Below are 15,499 nucleotides of genomic sequence, written 5' to 3' on the forward strand. Positions count from 1 at the left end.
CCTGGGCGACGTCGAAGGACATCGCCCGGAACGAACGGTAGGCGCGGGCTCTACAGCCCCGCGCCCGCCAGCATCGCCGACGCGCCCTTTTCGGCCTCGTCGGCCAGTCCGCGGAACATGCCGAACAGCTCGCGACCCATGCCGCTGACCGCGGGCGGCAGCGTCACCATCTCGCGCGTCGCCCATACGTCCGCATCGACCAGCGCTTCCAGCGTGCCGTTGACCGCATCGACGCGGATCATGTCGCCGTCGCGGATCAGCCCGATCGCGCCGTCGAGCAGTGCTTCCGGCGAGCAATGGATCGCGCACGGCACCTTGCCGCTCGCACCCGACATGCGCCCATCGGTGACGAGCGCCACCTTGAATCCGCGATTCTGCAGCACGCCCAGCGGCGGGGTCAGCTTGTGCAGCTCGGGCATGCCGTTGGCGCGCGGCCCCTGGAAGCGGACGACGACGACGACGTCCTTTTCCAGCTCGCCGCGCTTGAACGCCTCGATCACGTCGAGCTGGTCGTCGAACACCATTGCGGGCGCCTCGACGATCCAGCGATCGCGCTCGACCGCGGACACCTTGATGCACGCGCGGCCGATATTGCCCGCGAGGATCCGCATCCCCCCATCCGCCGAGAACGGCGCGGTGGCGGGGCGCAGGATCGTCTCGTCACCGCTGTCGGGCGTGTCGCGCCATTCGAGCGCGCCGTCCGCGACGACCGCGGTCTTGGCATAGGCCGACAGATCCTGCCCGCCGATCGTCATGATGTCGCCGTGGAGCAGCCCTTCGCCCAGTAGTTCGCGGATCACATAGGGCATGCCGCCCGCCGCCTCGAACGCGTTCACATCGGCCGAGCCGTTGGGATAGACGCGCGCGATCAGCGGCACCGCCGCCGACAGGCGATCGAAATCCTCCCAGTCGATCACGATCCCCGCCGCACGCGCGATCGCGGGAACGTGGAGCAGATGGTTCGTCGAGCCGCCCGTCGCGAGCAGGCCGACCGCCGCATTGACGATCGCGCGCTCGTCGACGCAGCGGCCGAGCGGCCGGTAATCGTCGCCGCGCGCGCCGATCTTCGCGAGCCTATGGACCGCCGCGCGCGTCAGTTCCTGGCGCAGCTTGGTACCTGGATTGACGAACGCCGCGCCCGGCATGTGGAGGCCCATGACCTCCATCATCATCTGGTTGGTATTGGCGGTGCCGTAGAAGGTGCAGGTGCCCTTCGAATGATAGGCGCCGATCTCCGCCTCGAGCAGCTCCTCGCGCCCGACCAGCCCTTCGGCGAACTTCTCGCGCACCGCGGCCTTGGCCTTGTTGGGCAGCCCGGTCGGCATCGGCCCACCCGGTATCAGCACCATCGGCAGATGCCCGAAGCGCAGCGCGCCCATCAGCAGCCCCGGCACGATCTTGTCGCAGATGCCGAGCAATGCCGCGCCCTCGAACGTGCCGTGGCTCAGCGCGATCGCCGTGCTCAGCGCGATCGTGTCGCGGCTGAACAGCGACAGCTCCATCCCCGGATAGCCCTGCGTCACGCCGTCGCACATCGCCGGCACGCCGCCCGCGACCTGCGCGGTCGCGCCGGCCTCGCGCGCCCAGACCTTCATCAGTTCGGGATAGCGGTAATAGACCGCATGCGCCGACAGCATGTCGTTATACGCCGTCACGATGCCGATGTTCATGCCGGCATCGGCCTTCATCGCATCGCGGTCCTCCTCGGTCCCCGCATAGGCATGCGCGAGGTTCGCGCAGCCCAGCGACGGCCGGCGCACCTGCGCCTCGCCCTCGCGGTCGATCAGCGCGAGATAGGCGGCGCGGCTGTCGCGCGACCGTTCGATGATCCGGTCGGTGACCGCGGAGACGACGGCGTTCAGCATCTCAGGCGGCCCAGTGGATGTCGACGGGCAGCTCGACCTCGGCCAGCACGCGCCCGATCGGATATTTGGACGACGGACCCTGCTCGATCGCCTGTTCGAGCAGCGTCTTCTTCTCCTCGCCGGTGATCATGATCATCAGCGCCTTGGACGAAGCGATCGCCGCCGCGGACAGGGTGACGCGCGCGACCGGCGCCTCGGGCGGCAGCGGCTCGGGCATCACGCCAACCGCGCGGCGTTCCTTGGGACCGCTCAGCGCCTCGTCGAAATCGGGGCCGGGGAAGATCGACGCGGTATGGCCGTCGGTACCCATGCCGAGCAGACAGAAGTCGAGCGGCCAGTGCAGGTCCTGCATCAGCGCATCCGCCGAACGACCAGCGGCCTTGTAGTCGGAGATCGCATCGGGAACGATCGGCTTTACCCGCGCACCCTTGGGCAGGAAGATCTTGGCGAGCGCGGTGACGTTCGACATCGGATCGCCCAGTTTCACGATCCGCTCGTCGCCGGGGATGATCGTAACCTTCTTCCAGTCGAGCTTGGCCTGGGCGAGCTTCTCATACGCCGCCATCGGCGTCTTGCCGCCCGCCAGCGCGATCACCGCCGAGCCGCGCGCGTCGAGCGCGCTCTCGATGACGAACTGGATGTCGCCGGCAACCGCGGCTGCGAGCTCCTCGGTGTCCTCGTAATCCCACCATTCGATTTCGGTCATATGCTCAAACTCACTTAGAAATTAGTGTTCGTGCCCAACAGTTCAGGTCGTGTCCGCCAGTCCCGTTCGCACCCAGCAGTCCCGTTCCTACTCAGCGGCCCGTTCCTACCAACCAGTCCCGTTCGTGCCGAGTAGGGATCGAGCGAAGTCGAGAGCCCGTATCGAGGTACAATGCCACAACCGGGCCGATCCCTCGATACGCCATCTCGACAAGCTCGACGGCTACTCGGGACGAACGGAGGAAAACATGCTCAGTCGTCCTGCCAGGTCACGCCGTCGCGCTCGGTCAGCGCGATCGCGGCGGACGGGCCCCAGCTGCCCGACGGATAGCTTTTGGGCTTCATTCCGTTCGCTTTCCAGCCCTCGCGGATCGCATCGATCCAGGTCCACTGCGCCTCGACCTCGTCGCGCCGCACGAACAATGTCTGGTCGCCCTCGATCAGGTCGAGCAGCAGCCGCTCATAGGCGATGCGCCGGCGCGTACCCGCAAACTCGGCGTCGAGGCTGAGGTTCAGCGGCACCTCGCGCAGCCGCACGCCCTCACGGTCGAGACCCGGCTCCTTCGCCATCACCAGCAGCTGGACATGCTCTTCGGGCTGCAGGCGGATGATCAGCATGTTGGGCTGGAGCAGCCCGCCGCGCCCTGCGAACATCGAATGCGGCACCGCCTTGAACTGGATCGCGATCTCGCTGCCGCGTGCCGCCATCCGCTTGCCGGTGCGCAGGTAGAAGGGCACGCCCTGCCAGCGCCAGTTGTCGACATGCGCCTTGATCGCGACGAACGTCTCGGTGGTCGACGTTTGGCCGAGCTCCTCCGAATAGCTCTTCACGAACTTCCCGTTGACCGCGCCCTCGGCATATTGCCCGGTCACGGTGACGTGCGGCGCCTCCTCGGGCTTGATCAGCCGGAGCGAGCGGAACACCTTCGACTTCTCGTCGCGGACGTCGGTGCCCTCGAACCGCGCCGGCGGCTCCATCGCGATCAGCGCGAGCAGTTGCAGGATATGGTTCTGGACCATGTCGCGCAGCGCGCCCGCGCTCTCGTAATAGCCCGCGCGTTCTTCCAGCCCGACCGTCTCGGAGATCGTGATCTGGACGTTGTCGATGCCTTGCGCATTCCACACCGGCTCGAAGAACGAGTTGCCGAAGCGCAGCGCCAGGATGTTCTGGACGGTTTCCTTGCCCAGATAATGATCGATCCGGTAGGTCCGGTTCTCGGGAAACGCCTTGGCGACCGCGTCGTTGATCTCGCGGCTCGTCGGCAGGTCATAGCCCAGCGGCTTCTCGAGCCCGACCCGGACCGTCTCGCCCGCCAGCCCGACCTTGTGCAGCCCCTCGATCGCCGATTCGAACAGCGACGGCGCGGTCGACAGATAGATGGCGAGCCCGCCCGAAATGTCGCCGATCTTGTCCGCCAGCGGCTGGAAGCTCGCCGGATCGGACAGGTCGGTCGGCTGGTAATGCACGCGCTCGAGGAACGCGTCGATCGTCCCCGCATCCTTGCGATCGTCTTTCAGATACTCGTCGAGCGCGGCTCTCGCGAAGGTGCGATACGCCGCGTCGTCATGATCGTGACGCGCCGCGCCGGTGATCGTCAGCCCCTCGGGCAGCAGCCCGTCGGCGTGCAGGCCATAGAGCGAGGGCAACAGCATCCGCTGCGCGAGATCGCCGGTCGCGCCGAACAGGAGCAGCTTGGCTACGGGATTACGGTGCATGAGAGCTCCTGGGTCAGTCGGTCTTACGAAACCAGACCGGCGACCGGGTCGACCCCGGCCATGATGTTGAGGTTCTGGACCGCGGCGCCGCCGGCGCCCTTGCCCAGATTGTCGAGTGTCGCGACCAGCCGCGCATGACCGGTCGCATCGTTGCCGCAGACGCGCAACGTCAACCGGTCGGTTCCGGCATTTTCCTCGATCGCGATCGCCGCCGCATCGCCCGCCGCCACGGTCACGAGCGCCGCGCCGTCATAGGCCTGCCGCAGCACGTCCTCGACCGCCGCCAGCGTCGGCCGGCCGGGCAGGGCATGAAGGTGCAACGGCACCTCGACGACCATCCCGCGATAGGTGTTGGCGACCGCGGGCGCGAAGATCGGCGCATGCGTCAGCGCGGCGTGCTGCGTCATCTCGGCGATATGCTTGTGCGCGAGGCCCAGCGCATAGGCGCGGAACGCGGTCGGGGTGGCGCCGGCCCCCTCGAACTCGGCGATCATCGCCTTGCCGCCGCCCGAATAGCCCGATGTCGCGTTGACGCTCAGCGGGTGGCCCGCCGGCAGCAGCCCGGCCGCGACCAGCGGCGCGACGAGCGCGAGGAAACCGGTCGGATAGCAGCCGGGGTTGGACACGCGCGTCGCCGTGGCGATCCGCGCCGCCTGACCCGGCAGCTCGGCGAACCCATAGGTCCAGCCCGGCGCCACGCGGTGCGCGCTCGATGCGTCGATCACCCGCGTCCGGTCATTGTCGATCAGCGCGACCGCTTCGCGTGCGGCATCGTCGGGCAGGCACAGGATGACGAAATCGGCATCGTTGAGCGCCGCGCGCCGCGCCGCGGGATCCTTGCGGTTCGCCTCGTCGAGCAAGGCGATCTGTATGTCGGACCGCCCGGCGAGCCGGTCGCGGATCTCGAGCCCGGTGGTGCCCGCCGCACCGTCGATGAAGACCGTCGCGGTCATGCCGCCACCGCCTTGCCGTCCGGCAGGTCGAGCGCGTCGATCTCGACATAGCCGACCAGCCCATGCGGCTGCGCGACGCCCCAGGCGGACGATCCCGCAATCTCGAGCACTTCGATCGTGTCGCCGACCGCCAGCGCGGTGACCGTCTCGCTCGCCGTGTCACGGCCCGCGCGCAGCGTCGCGGTGCGCGCGACCAGCCGGATCATCGGCACCGCATAATGCGGCGCAAAGACATGCTCGGCGAGGCGGATGTCGGCAATGTCGCGGCGGACCGCGTGCGTGCGCAGGTCGAGATCGACCGAACGCCCGGTCAGCGCGAAACTCTGGCGACGCGAGTCGGCAGAATCACGCGGCTGAATGACGCCGTCAGGCTGTCGCGGCGCGGGGCGCGGCGTCGTTATCGCCGATGAACTGCCCGAATTCTTCAAGAAAATCTGCCCCTTCACTCGTCCGCGCGACGAAGATGTTGCGCTTGTCGCTATCGTCGCGTTGCCGGCGCAGATAGCCGAGGGCACCCAATCTGTTCAAGGCGCGCGTGACGACCGGCTTCGATACGTTCAGTGCACGCGCCAGACCGCGCACCGTATGCGGGCCGGGTTTGAGATAGACGAGCAGCAAAAGCGCCATCTGGCGATTGGTCAGATCCGGTTCACCCGAACGGACATAATCGACCAGAGCCGTCATCCACGTCGATAGAGTATTGACTGCCATTGATGCCACAGCGTTGATCCGCCATCTGAATTTCAGGGTCTACGTCCCGTTAAGGAACGTCATTACGCTGTCACAACGCCCGCCCGCACGGCTTGTTTCCGTGTGTTTCGGTGTCGTGTGCGATATCCGGAGCCCGGGATGCGGTTGATCGTTGCCGCCGGCTCGCCTATGTGCGCGGCTTCGTAAAAGTTCCGGGGTTTTCCGCGCAATGTTCGCCTTCCTGCTTGTCATCCACGCGATCATCGCGGCCGCCCTCGTCACCGTGATCCTCATGCAGCGGTCGGAAGGCGGCGGTCTGGGCATGGGCGGCAGTCCCTCGGGGCTGATGTCGGCCCGCGGCGCCGCCGATTTCCTGACGCGCGCAACCGGCGTGCTCGGGACGATGTTCGTGCTGTTCTCGATCCTGCTCGCGATCCTCGCGGCGAATCACCGCAGCACCGACATCGACACGTCGCTCGCCCGCACTCCGGCGGCCGCCGCCACCGCGGTTCCGACCGCGGAGCCCAAGGGCGATGCGGCACCGTTCGCCGGTGGTGCAGAGAATGCTGGCGCCGCCGCACCGGCGCCTGCCGACAATGGCGCGGTCCCGCTCGCCCGCTAAACACTCCATTCGCCGACAAAAGCGCCCTGCGTGATCCGCGGGCGCTTGTCGTTCGTCCCCAACACACGCTACGAGACTCTTCCCATGGCTCGGTACATTTTCATCACCGGGGGCGTGGTATCGTCGCTCGGTAAAGGTCTCATGGCGGCATCGCTTGCCGCCCTCCTCCAGGCACGCGGCTACAGCGTCAGGATCCGGAAGTTCGATCCGTATCTGAACGTCGATCCCGGCACGATGTCGCCCTATCAGCACGGCGAGGTCTATGTGACCGACGACGGCGCCGAGACCGATCTTGACCTCGGTCACTATGAACGCTTCACCGGCGTGCCCTCGCGCCAGTCGGACAACGTCACCTCCGGCCGCATCTATCAGCAGATCATCGCCCGCGAACGCCGCGGCGACTATCTCGGCGCGACGGTGCAGGTCATCCCGCACGTCACCGACGCGATCAAGGCGTTCGCGCGCGCCGAGACCGACGATGTCGACTTCGTGCTCTGCGAGATCGGCGGCACCGTCGGCGACATCGAATCGCTCCCCTTCATCGAGGCGATTCGCCAGCTGAAGAACGAGGAAGGGCGCGGCAAGGCAATCAGCATCCACGTGACCTTGGTCCCCTATATCGCCGCCGCGGGCGAGCTGAAGACCAAGCCGACCCAGCATTCGGTCCGCGAACTCGCCGCACTCGGCGTCCAGCCCGACGTGCTCGTCTGCCGCTGCGAACACCCGCTGCCGCCGTCGGAGCGCGCGAAGATCGCGCTGTTCTGCAACGTCCCCGCCAGCGCGGTCATCCCCGCGCTCGACGCGAAGAGCATCTATGCGGTGCCGCTCCAGTATCACGGCGAGGGCCTCGATATCGAGGTGCTACGCGCGTTCGGGATCGAACCCGCCGCCGCGCCCGACCTGTCGCGCTGGACCGAGATCATGGACCGGCTGACCAATCCGCAGGGCGAGGTCACGATCGGCGTGGTCGGCAAATATGTCGGGCTGCAGGACGCCTACAAGTCGCTCAACGAGGCGCTGGTCCATGGCGGCATCGCCAACCGCGTCAAGGTCAACGTCCGCTGGATCGACGCCGAGCTGTTCGAGAATGCCGAAAGCGACATCGCCGGCCAGCTCGAGCCCTGCGACGCGATCCTCGTCCCCGGTGCGTTTGGCGAACGCGGCGCGGAGGGCAAGATCGCCTCGGTCAAGTTCGCACGCGAACGCAAGATCCCCTATTTCGGGATCTGCTTCGGGATGCAGATGGCCTGCGTCGAGGGCGCGCGCGGTCTCGGCGGCGTGCCCGACGCCTCGTCGACCGAATTCGGCCCGACCGACAAGCCGGTGGTCGGCATGATCACCGAATGGATGGGCCGCGAGGGTCTCGAGACGCGCGCGGCCGAGGGCGATCTCGGCGGCACGATGCGGCTCGGCGCCTATGACGCCAAGCTCGACGGCAACAGCGTCGTCGCGGCGATCTATGGCGGCACCGACATCTCGGAACGCCATCGTCACCGCTACGAGGTGAATACGGGCTACAAGGACGTGCTCGAACAGGGCGGTCTGGTCTTTTCGGGCATGTCGCCCGACGGCACCCTGCCTGAGATCGTCGAGCGTCCCGACCATCCCTGGTTCGTCGGCGTCCAGTTCCACCCCGAACTGAAAAGCAAACCCTTCGACCCACACCCCCTGTTCGCCAGCTTCATCGAAGCCGCGGTCAAACAGAGCCGCCTCGTCTGACCCGACCGGGCGCCCTCACGGGCGCCCGCCAAAGAGAAATATCGATCACGCGAAGGCGCAAAGGCGCAAAGGGACTTAAAATCTTAGCGCCTTCGCGCCTTCGCGCGAACAAAAACCCCCTCCGCACAGTCCGAACAGAAGAAGTGGTTCACGCGGAGACGCGGAGACGCGGAGTGCATTCGTGGCCTATCGCCGCCAGCCTCACTCTGGTTCGCGCAGGAATTCATGAGGGCCGCGACGCGGCCAGGAAAATCTCCGCGCCTCCGCGCCTCCGCGCCTCCGCGCGAACAAATTCTTCTACCCTCCGAACCCCGGACACAAAAAAGGCGCCCGGACCCAAGGATCCGGACGCCCCACCGCGCTGACCAAAAATCAGGCAGCCTGATCGACAGCAACCGTATCGACCGCAGCCAGCGGCGCGCCGGTCTTGATCGCGATGCTCTTCGGCTTCATCGCCTCGGGCACTTCGCGGACCAGGTCGATCACCAGCAGCCCGTCGTTCAGCCGCGCATCCTCCACCAGCACGAAGTCCGCCAGCTCGAAGCGCCGCTCGAACGAGCGGTTGGCGATGCCGACATGGAGCAGCTGGCCCTCGGGCGCGCGCTCCTCCTTCTTGCCCGCGACCAGCAGCAGGTTCTGCTGCGCGGTGATCGCGATCTCGTCGCGCGAGAAGCCGGCGATCGCCAGCGTGATGCGGTAACGGTCCTGCGCGATCCGCTCAAGGTTGAACGGCGGGTAATTGTCGGACGTCGCGGCGCGCGCGTTCGTCTCGATCATGTCGAACAGCCGGTCGAACCCGACGGTCGAGCGGCGATAGGGGGTAAGGTCGAGTCGCATGGTCAAATCCTCGTCTTGAGCAATCCAACATCAGCCCTGGCCCGCCTGTGCGCGGCCCGGGCGCACGGCCCATCAGGCGCCGTGCGGCAGTGATCTGGTAAGCCGGCCAGACGCTTCAAGATCGCCCCGCCAAGATTTTTTCCGGGGCCCCGATAGCGCAGCTTTGCCCCCGCAAAGCCGTTCCCGATTGAACTCCCACCAAATCAATGGACTTTAAGCGCCAAGGTTCAAGGGAGACGATCATGGCCCATATTTTCGCGATGCTGGTCGCCGCACAGGCGGCCGCATCACCGCTGCCGGCACCCGCCGATCAGGCCGCGCCCGCGCCGCAGGACACACAGCGCGACACCGGCCGACTCGGCGCGGCACAGCAGGGCGGGGGAGACATCGTCGTCAACGCACGCCGCCGCGCCGAGACGATCCAGAGCGTGCCGATCGCGATGTCGGTGATCGGCGGCCAGGCGATCGCCGACACCGGCGCGTACAACGTCAACCGCATCACGCAGCTTCAGCCGACGCTGCAATTCTACTCGACCAACCCGCGCAACTCCGCCGCGAACATCCGCGGGCTCGGCGCGCCGTTCGGGCTCACCAATGACGGCATCGAACAGGGCGTCGGCATCTATGTCGACCAGGTCTATTACAGCCGCATCGCGTCGGCGACGTTCGACTTCACCGACACCGAACGGATCGAGATCCTGCGTGGGCCACAGGGTACGCTCTACGGCAAGAACACCACCGCGGGCGCGATCAACATCTACACGCGCAAGCCCAGCTTCACCCCCGAGGCGCGGATCGAGCTCACCACCGGCAATCTCCGCTTCGTCCAGGCCAAGGCGTCGGTGTCGGGCCCGCTCGTCGACGACCGGCTCGCGATCCGGCTGTCCTCGTCGATCACCCGGCGCGACGGTACGATCCGCAATCTCCGCACCGGCAAGGACGTCAACGCGCAGGACAATCAGAGCCTGCGCGGCCAGCTCTTCTGGCACGCGACCGGCAATCTCGATCTCACGCTGTCGGGCGACTATAATCACCAGAACCCCGATTGTTGCGCGCAGATCTTCGCACGCGTCGGCACCACGCAGCGGCCCGTGTCGCGGCAATATGACGCGCTCGCCGCCGCGCTCAACTACACCCCGCCGTCACGCGACGCGTTCGACCGCGTGACCGATCTCGACACCCCGCTGCGTGCGCGGCAGGAACTCGGCGGCGCCGCACTGCTCGCCGAATGGGATCTCGGACCCGTGTCGCTGACCTCGGTCTCGGCATGGCGCATCTGGGACTGGAAGCCGTCGAACGACCGCGACTTCATCGGCCTGCCGATCACCTCGGTCTCCGCCAACCCGTCGCAGCAGGAACAGGTCAGCCAGGAGGTCCGCCTCTCGTCGAACGGCCGCAACACGGTCGATTACGTCGCCGGGCTATTCTACTTCCACCAGACGATCGACACGCAGGGGCTTCAGGTCCAGGGCGCCGCCGCCAGCCGCTATCTGCTCAACCCGACCAGCGCGAACGCATCCAACCCCGCGGTGCTCGACGGCCTGACCGCGACCAACACGATCGGCTTCAAGAACACGTCGGCGGCCGGGTTCGGCAAGGTGACGTGGCACATTGCCGACAATCTGTCCTTTGCCCCCGGCCTGCGCGTCAATTACGACAAGAAGACCGGCTCCTATGTCTCGGTCGTGACGACAGGGACGGGGGCGGGGGCAGGGGCGGTGCTCAACTGTTCGACCACCGCGCAGGCGGCCAGTTCGGTGACCCGCGACCGGTGCAGCACGCTCGCGCCCCAGGTCTACACCCCCGCCTTCGACGACTGGAACGTGTCGGGCGACGCCACGCTCGCCTATGACGTCGCGCCCGACATCCACGCCTATGCGACCTATGCGCGCAGCTACAAATCGGGCGGCATCAACCTGTCCGGGCTCCCGCTCGACGGCGCGAACAACCCGATTCTCGCCTCGGCGACGGTCAAGCCCGAGACGGTCAACCATTACGAACTCGGCCTCAAGACGCAGTTTCTCGACCGCCGCGTGACGCTCAACCTCGCGGGCTTCTGGACCGAGATCAACGACTACCAGGCCACCGTCACCAACGGCCAGCTGGGCGTGCTGCGCGGCTATCTTGCCAATGCGGGCAAGGTGCGGACGCGCGGGTTCGAATTCGACTCGGCGTTCCGGCCGACCGCGCGCTTCAACCTCTACGTCAACGGCGCCTATACCGACGCCAAATATGTCCGCTTCGTCGATGCGCCATGCCCGCCCGAGCTGTCGGGCGGCACCACCGCGACCGCGGGCCAGAGCCCAAGCCCCGCAGGGACCCCGGGCGGGATCAGCCCCGCAAACTGCGACATCTCGGGCCAGCGTCTGCCCGGCATCTCGAAATGGGCCTTTTCCTACGGCGCGGTATATGACCTGCCCGCACGGATCGGCGGTCTCGATGGCCAGGTGTATCTGGGCTATGACGGCAGCTACCGCTCGACCTTCTCGTCCAACCCGTCCGCCTCGGCCTATACGGACATCAAGGGCTATGCGCTCGGCAATGTCCGGCTGGGGTTCCGCGGCGAGGACCGGCTGAACGTCTTCGGCTGGGTCCGCAACGTCTTCGCCAAGGATTATTACGAATTGCTCGCGCTGCAATCGGGCAGCACGGGGCTGGTCGTCGGCCAGCCGGGCGATCCGCGCACCTACGGCGTCACGATCTCGCGCTCGTTCTGATACGGTTCACAAACGCTGCTCTACTCTATCTGCTATAAAGAGAGATCCGGGCGAAGGGTGAGAATTGGAAGCTCCCACTCTTCGTCCGGTGCCTGTTGCACTTCGGGGGTTCCGGGAACGGCGAATAGTGTATTCGTTGTAAGGAAAATGGCCCGGACAAGCAAACGCCCGGACCGTTTCCGATCCGGGCGCCTGCGTGACGATCGCTCGTCAGCCCCCATTTTGTCGCTTCCGCTCTGCACCTTCGGTGCGGCGTCAAAGCATTCCCCGAACCACGGCCGTTGCCTGTGTCTCAGCGAGGTTTTTGCTAAGTAATTGCGTGGTGTTTGTCACCCTGTTTGCGGGGCGCGCCACACGATTGGCAGGGGGCTGTGTCGAATCCGCAACAGACCAATCCAGACGCGGCCATGGTTGCCTCGCGCGGGGCCGCGTCCTAGAGCCGATGGACATCTCTTCTAACGATCGAACCCCCGCACCCATGATCCTGTCACGCTATGAACGGATGATCGCCCGGCGCTATTTGCTGCCGGGCAAGGGCGAGGCGTTCATCTTCCTCGTCGCCTCGATCAGCCTGGTCGCCGTCATGCTCGGCGTCGCCGCGCTCGTCATCGTGATGAGCGTGATGAACGGTTTCCGCGCCGAGCTGTTCGACAAGATCGTCGGGCTCAACGGCCATGCGGTGGTCCAGCCGCTCGGCGGCCGGATGCCCGACTGGCGCGAGATCGTCGCACAGGCGCGCGCCACCCCCGGCGTTACCAGCGCGGTACCGCTGATCGAACAGCCGCTCGCCGCCACCTATAACGGCCGCGCGGAGGCGGTGCTGGTCCGCGGCATGCGCGTCGACGACATCCGCCGCAACTCGACGATCCAGGACAAGGTGCTGATGGGGTCGCTCCAGTCTATCACGCAAGGGTCCGGCCGGATCGCGATCGGCTCGCGGCTCGCCGAGTCGCTCGGCGCGCAGGTCGGCTCGGACATCTCGCTGTTCAGCCCACAGGGGCAAACCACGCCGTTCGGCACCGTGCCGCGCATCGTCAGCTACAAGGTCGGCGCGATCTTCGAGATCGGCGTCTACGACTATGACAAGGCGTATATCATCATGCCCATCGAGGATGCGCAGACGCTCCTCCTGATGGGCGACGCCGCGGGCATGGTCGAACTGAAGACCGTCGATGCGGACAAGGTCGGCGAGATCCTGCGGCCGCTCGCCGAGAAGATCGGCGGCCGCGCGGTCATCCAGGACTGGCGGACGATGAACGCCCAGCTGTTCGAGGCCTTGGCGGTCGAACGCGTCGCGATGTTCACCGTGCTGTCGATCATCATCCTTGTCGCGGTGTTCAACATCCTGTCGTCGCTGATCATGCTGGTCCGCGCCAAGACGCGCGACATCGCGATCCTCCGGACGATGGGCGCGACGCGCGGCGGGCTGATGCGGATCTTCATCGTCGTCGGTACGACGATCGGCGCACTCGGCACGCTCGCCGGGCTCGGGCTCGGCTTCGTCTTCCTGTTCTACCGGCAGGGCGTGGTGAACTTCGTCCAGCTCGTGACGGGCCAGAATCTCTGGGATCCCTCGATCCGCTATCTGACCGAACTCCCGTCGAAGACCGATCCGGTCGAGATCATCGTGATCGCGCTGATGGCGCTGATCTTCAGCTTCCTCGCCACGCTCTATCCGGCCTGGAAGGCGGCGAGTACCGACCCCGTGCAGGTGCTGCGTTATGAATAATGGCCTTCCGATCGAGCGGCGCAGCGCGCAGGCGTACGACTATGTCCTGCAGACCAGCGGTCTGACCAAAAGCTTCACACAGGGCGGCGCGACGATCGACGTGCTGCGCGGCATCGACCTCGGAATCGCACCGGGCGAGATCGTCGCGCTGCTCGGCCCCTCGGGCTCGGGCAAGTCGACCCTGCTCCAGGCGGTCGGGCTGCTCGAAGGTGGCTTCCAGGGATCGATCAAGATCGCCGGCACCGAGGCGTCGAAGCTCAACGCGCACGAGCGCACCGTGGTACGCCGCGACAGCCTCGGCTTCGTCTATCAGTTCCATCACCTCCTCCCCGATTTCAACGCGACCGAGAATGTCGTCCTGCCGCAGCTCGTCCACGGTGCGACGCGCGCGCAGGCGGATGCGCGTGCGGCCGAACTCCTGACCCAGCTCGGGCTCGGCCACCGCCTCACGCACCGCCCCAGTCAGCTCTCAGGGGGCGAGCAGCAGCGTGTCGCGGTAGCCCGCGCGCTCGCCAACAAGCCCGCGCTGGTGCTGGCGGACGAGCCGACCGGCAATCTCGACGAGCATACCGCCGACATCGTCTTCGCCGAATTCGTCCGGCTGGTCCGGGAACAGGGCACCGCCGCGCTGGTCGCGACTCACAACGAACGGCTCGCCGCGCGGATGGACCGCGTGTTCCGGCTGCACGAGGGCCGGCTGGCTTGAGCTGGGACGCGACACCGACGCTCGTCGGGCGTCACGTCACGCTCCGCCCGCTGGTCGCGCAGGACAAGGACGCGCTCGTTGCCGCTGCTTCGGCGGACGACCTGTGGGACCTGTTCTACGCCAATGTCGCGCTGATGAAGGCGCCCGACCGCTGGCTCGCGGCGGCGTTCGAGCAGCAGGACTTTGGCCGCGCGCGGGTCTTCGCGGTGGTGGTGGACGGCATCGTCCGCGGCAGCACCCGCTTCATGCGGATGAGCGCGGCGAACCGGCGGCTCGAGATCGGCGGCACCTTCTACGCCACCGCGGTCCAGCGCACCGGCGTCAACACCGAGGCGAAGCGGATGCTGCTCGCCCACGCCTTCGACACGCTCGGCTGCGAATGCGTCCAGATCCGCACCGACAGCATCAACAAGCGCTCACAGGCCGCGATCGAGCGGCTCGGCGCGAAACGCGACGGCGTGCTGCGCGGGCATCAGGTGATGGCCGACGGCCGCTTGCGCGACACCATCGTCTACAGCATTTTGGCGCACGAATGGCCGGGCGTCCGTCAGAACCTGACCTATCTGCTCGCCCGACACGAGGACCGCGCATGACCATCACCGACTTCACCGTGAAGGCCGCCAACGGCACCCCCGCGTCGCTCGCGGCCTATGCCGGCAAGGTGCTGCTGATCGTCAACACCGCCTCCAAATGCGGCTTCACCCCGCAATATGAGGGGCTCGAGGCGCTCCACCGCGACTATGCCGATCGCGGGTTCGAGGTGCTGGCCTTCCCCTGCAACCAGTTCGGCGCGCAGGAACCCGGCGACGCCGCCGAGATCGCGAATTTCTGCACGCTCACCTACGACGTGACCTTCCCCGTCTTTGCGAAAGTCGACGTCAACGGCGGCGAGGCGGACCCGCTGTTCGACCGCCTCAAATCGGACGCCCCCGGCGTGCTGGGGTCGAAGGCGATCAAATGGAACTTCACCAAATTCCTGATCGACCGCGCGGGCAAGGTCGTCGACCGCTACGCCCCCACCACCAAACCCGCCGACATCCGCACCGACATCGAAAAGCTGCTCTAACGCGCACTACCACCGGCCCCACTGGCACCACCCCGGCGAAGGCCGGGGCCCAGTTGGAAAGGCCGCAGTAACGAAGCGCAGACCTCAGTCAGCAACGTCCCCCAACTGGGCCCCGGCCTCCGCCGGGGTGGTAGTTTTGGGCAGCACCTGCATCACAAGGATGTTCCCCCGCGA

At 66.6% G+C, this 15,499-nt stretch carries 14 protein-coding genes; 7 read left to right on the top strand and 7 right to left on the bottom strand.

The features are described 5' to 3' along the window. Positions 1-50: 50 nt before the first annotated feature. From edd to FHY04_RS03840, 6 genes are all read right to left on the bottom strand, one after another. Positions 51-1,865: a phosphogluconate dehydratase gene (gene edd / locus FHY04_RS03815; RefSeq protein ID WP_031440817.1), complete on the bottom strand. Its 1,815-nt coding sequence runs from the start codon at positions 1,863-1,865 to the stop codon at positions 51-53. Between the two features lies 1 nt (position 1,866). Next, positions 1,867-2,571 (bottom strand): 6-phosphogluconolactonase, encoded by a 705-nt coding sequence (pgl, locus tag FHY04_RS03820; RefSeq protein WP_031396120.1) that lies wholly within the window; start codon positions 2,569-2,571, stop codon positions 1,867-1,869. 251 nt (positions 2,572-2,822) lie between these two features. Continuing rightward, on the bottom strand, positions 2,823-4,286 hold the full coding sequence (gene zwf, locus FHY04_RS03825) for a glucose-6-phosphate dehydrogenase (RefSeq protein ID WP_037528659.1): 1,464 nt from the start codon (positions 4,284-4,286) through the stop codon (positions 2,823-2,825). A gap of 23 nt (positions 4,287-4,309) precedes the next feature. Further along, the gene (gene argC, locus FHY04_RS03830; RefSeq protein ID WP_183935406.1) at positions 4,310-5,239 is read right to left on the bottom strand and encodes an N-acetyl-gamma-glutamyl-phosphate reductase; all 930 of its coding nucleotides are present in this window, start codon (positions 5,237-5,239) and stop codon (positions 4,310-4,312) included. After that, positions 5,236-5,685 carry a hypothetical protein gene (locus tag FHY04_RS03835; protein WP_260171285.1) on the bottom strand — a complete coding sequence of 150 codons (450 nt, stop codon included), beginning with the start codon at positions 5,683-5,685 and terminating at the stop codon, positions 5,236-5,238. The genes argC and FHY04_RS03835 overlap by 4 nt, the downstream gene beginning before the upstream one ends. After that, positions 5,606-5,923, bottom strand: coding sequence for a MarR family transcriptional regulator (locus FHY04_RS03840; protein ID WP_031395049.1), 318 nt, complete (start codon positions 5,921-5,923; stop codon positions 5,606-5,608). Before FHY04_RS03840 ends, FHY04_RS03835 begins: the two co-directional genes overlap by 80 nt. A 235-nt stretch (positions 5,924-6,158) precedes the next feature. Here FHY04_RS03840 and secG point away from each other — a divergent pair, with 235 nt between their 5' ends. After that, positions 6,159-6,551 carry a preprotein translocase subunit SecG gene (gene secG / locus FHY04_RS03845; protein WP_031395050.1) on the top strand — a complete coding sequence of 131 codons (393 nt, stop codon included), beginning with the start codon at positions 6,159-6,161 and terminating at the stop codon, positions 6,549-6,551. An 84-nt stretch (positions 6,552-6,635) separates the two neighbouring features. Next, a complete protein-coding gene (locus tag FHY04_RS03850) occupies positions 6,636-8,270 on the top strand; it encodes a CTP synthase (protein WP_031395051.1) in 1,635 nt (544 codons plus the stop codon). Positions 8,271-8,642: 372 nt separating this feature from the next. Here the strand turns inward: FHY04_RS03850 and FHY04_RS03855 are convergent, their stop codons facing one another. Beyond that, positions 8,643-9,107 (bottom strand): Hsp20 family protein, encoded by a 465-nt coding sequence (locus FHY04_RS03855; protein WP_031440813.1) that lies wholly within the window; start codon positions 9,105-9,107, stop codon positions 8,643-8,645. Positions 9,108-9,349: 242 nt separating this feature from the next. On the opposite strand from FHY04_RS03855, the gene FHY04_RS03860 reads away from it, so the two are divergent. From FHY04_RS03860 to FHY04_RS03880, 5 genes are all read left to right on the top strand, one after another. Continuing rightward, a complete protein-coding gene (locus tag FHY04_RS03860; protein ID WP_183935407.1) occupies positions 9,350-11,824 on the top strand; it encodes a TonB-dependent receptor in 2,475 nt (824 codons plus the stop codon). 478 nt (positions 11,825-12,302) lie between these two features. Beyond that, positions 12,303-13,553: a lipoprotein-releasing ABC transporter permease subunit gene (locus FHY04_RS03865; protein WP_031396032.1), complete on the top strand. Its 1,251-nt coding sequence runs from the start codon at positions 12,303-12,305 to the stop codon at positions 13,551-13,553. Continuing rightward, a complete protein-coding gene (locus FHY04_RS03870) occupies positions 13,546-14,259 on the top strand; it encodes an ABC transporter ATP-binding protein (protein WP_042467156.1) in 714 nt (237 codons plus the stop codon). The genes FHY04_RS03865 and FHY04_RS03870 overlap by 8 nt, the downstream gene beginning before the upstream one ends. Next, positions 14,256-14,852 carry a GNAT family N-acetyltransferase gene (locus tag FHY04_RS03875; RefSeq protein WP_183935408.1) on the top strand — a complete coding sequence of 199 codons (597 nt, stop codon included), beginning with the start codon at positions 14,256-14,258 and terminating at the stop codon, positions 14,850-14,852. Before FHY04_RS03870 ends, FHY04_RS03875 begins: the two co-directional genes overlap by 4 nt. Then, entirely contained in the window at positions 14,849-15,325 is a 477-nt protein-coding gene (locus FHY04_RS03880; RefSeq protein ID WP_183935409.1) for a glutathione peroxidase, read from the top strand. The genes FHY04_RS03875 and FHY04_RS03880 overlap by 4 nt, the downstream gene beginning before the upstream one ends. The last annotated feature ends 174 nt before the right edge of the window (positions 15,326-15,499 follow it).

The sequence above is a fragment of the Sphingomonas sp. BK481 genome, from assembly GCF_014194875.1.
Taxonomy (GTDB): domain Bacteria; phylum Pseudomonadota; class Alphaproteobacteria; order Sphingomonadales; family Sphingomonadaceae; genus Sphingomonas; species Sphingomonas aerolata.

Excerpts from the sequence above, each read along its gene's own strand:
- edd (WP_031440817.1), bottom strand. The coding sequence starts at position 1,865 with ATGCTGAACGCCGTCGTCTCCGCGGTCACCGACCGGATCATCGAACGG.
- pgl (WP_031396120.1), bottom strand. The coding sequence starts at position 2,571 with ATGACCGAAATCGAATGGTGGGATTACGAGGACACCGAGGAGCTCGCA.
- zwf (WP_037528659.1), bottom strand. The coding sequence starts at position 4,286 with ATGCACCGTAATCCCGTAGCCAAGCTGCTCCTGTTCGGCGCGACCGGC.
- argC (WP_183935406.1), bottom strand. The coding sequence starts at position 5,239 with ATGACCGCGACGGTCTTCATCGACGGTGCGGCGGGCACCACCGGGCTC.
- FHY04_RS03840 (WP_031395049.1), bottom strand. The coding sequence starts at position 5,923 with ATGACGGCTCTGGTCGATTATGTCCGTTCGGGTGAACCGGATCTGACC.
- secG (WP_031395050.1), top strand. The coding sequence starts at position 6,159 with ATGTTCGCCTTCCTGCTTGTCATCCACGCGATCATCGCGGCCGCCCTC.
- FHY04_RS03850 (WP_031395051.1), top strand. The coding sequence starts at position 6,636 with ATGGCTCGGTACATTTTCATCACCGGGGGCGTGGTATCGTCGCTCGGT.
- FHY04_RS03855 (WP_031440813.1), bottom strand. The coding sequence starts at position 9,107 with ATGCGACTCGACCTTACCCCCTATCGCCGCTCGACCGTCGGGTTCGAC.
- FHY04_RS03860 (WP_183935407.1), top strand. The coding sequence starts at position 9,350 with ATGGCCCATATTTTCGCGATGCTGGTCGCCGCACAGGCGGCCGCATCA.
- FHY04_RS03865 (WP_031396032.1), top strand. The coding sequence starts at position 12,303 with ATGATCCTGTCACGCTATGAACGGATGATCGCCCGGCGCTATTTGCTG.
- FHY04_RS03870 (WP_042467156.1), top strand. The coding sequence starts at position 13,546 with ATGAATAATGGCCTTCCGATCGAGCGGCGCAGCGCGCAGGCGTACGAC.
- FHY04_RS03880 (WP_183935409.1), top strand. The coding sequence starts at position 14,849 with ATGACCATCACCGACTTCACCGTGAAGGCCGCCAACGGCACCCCCGCG.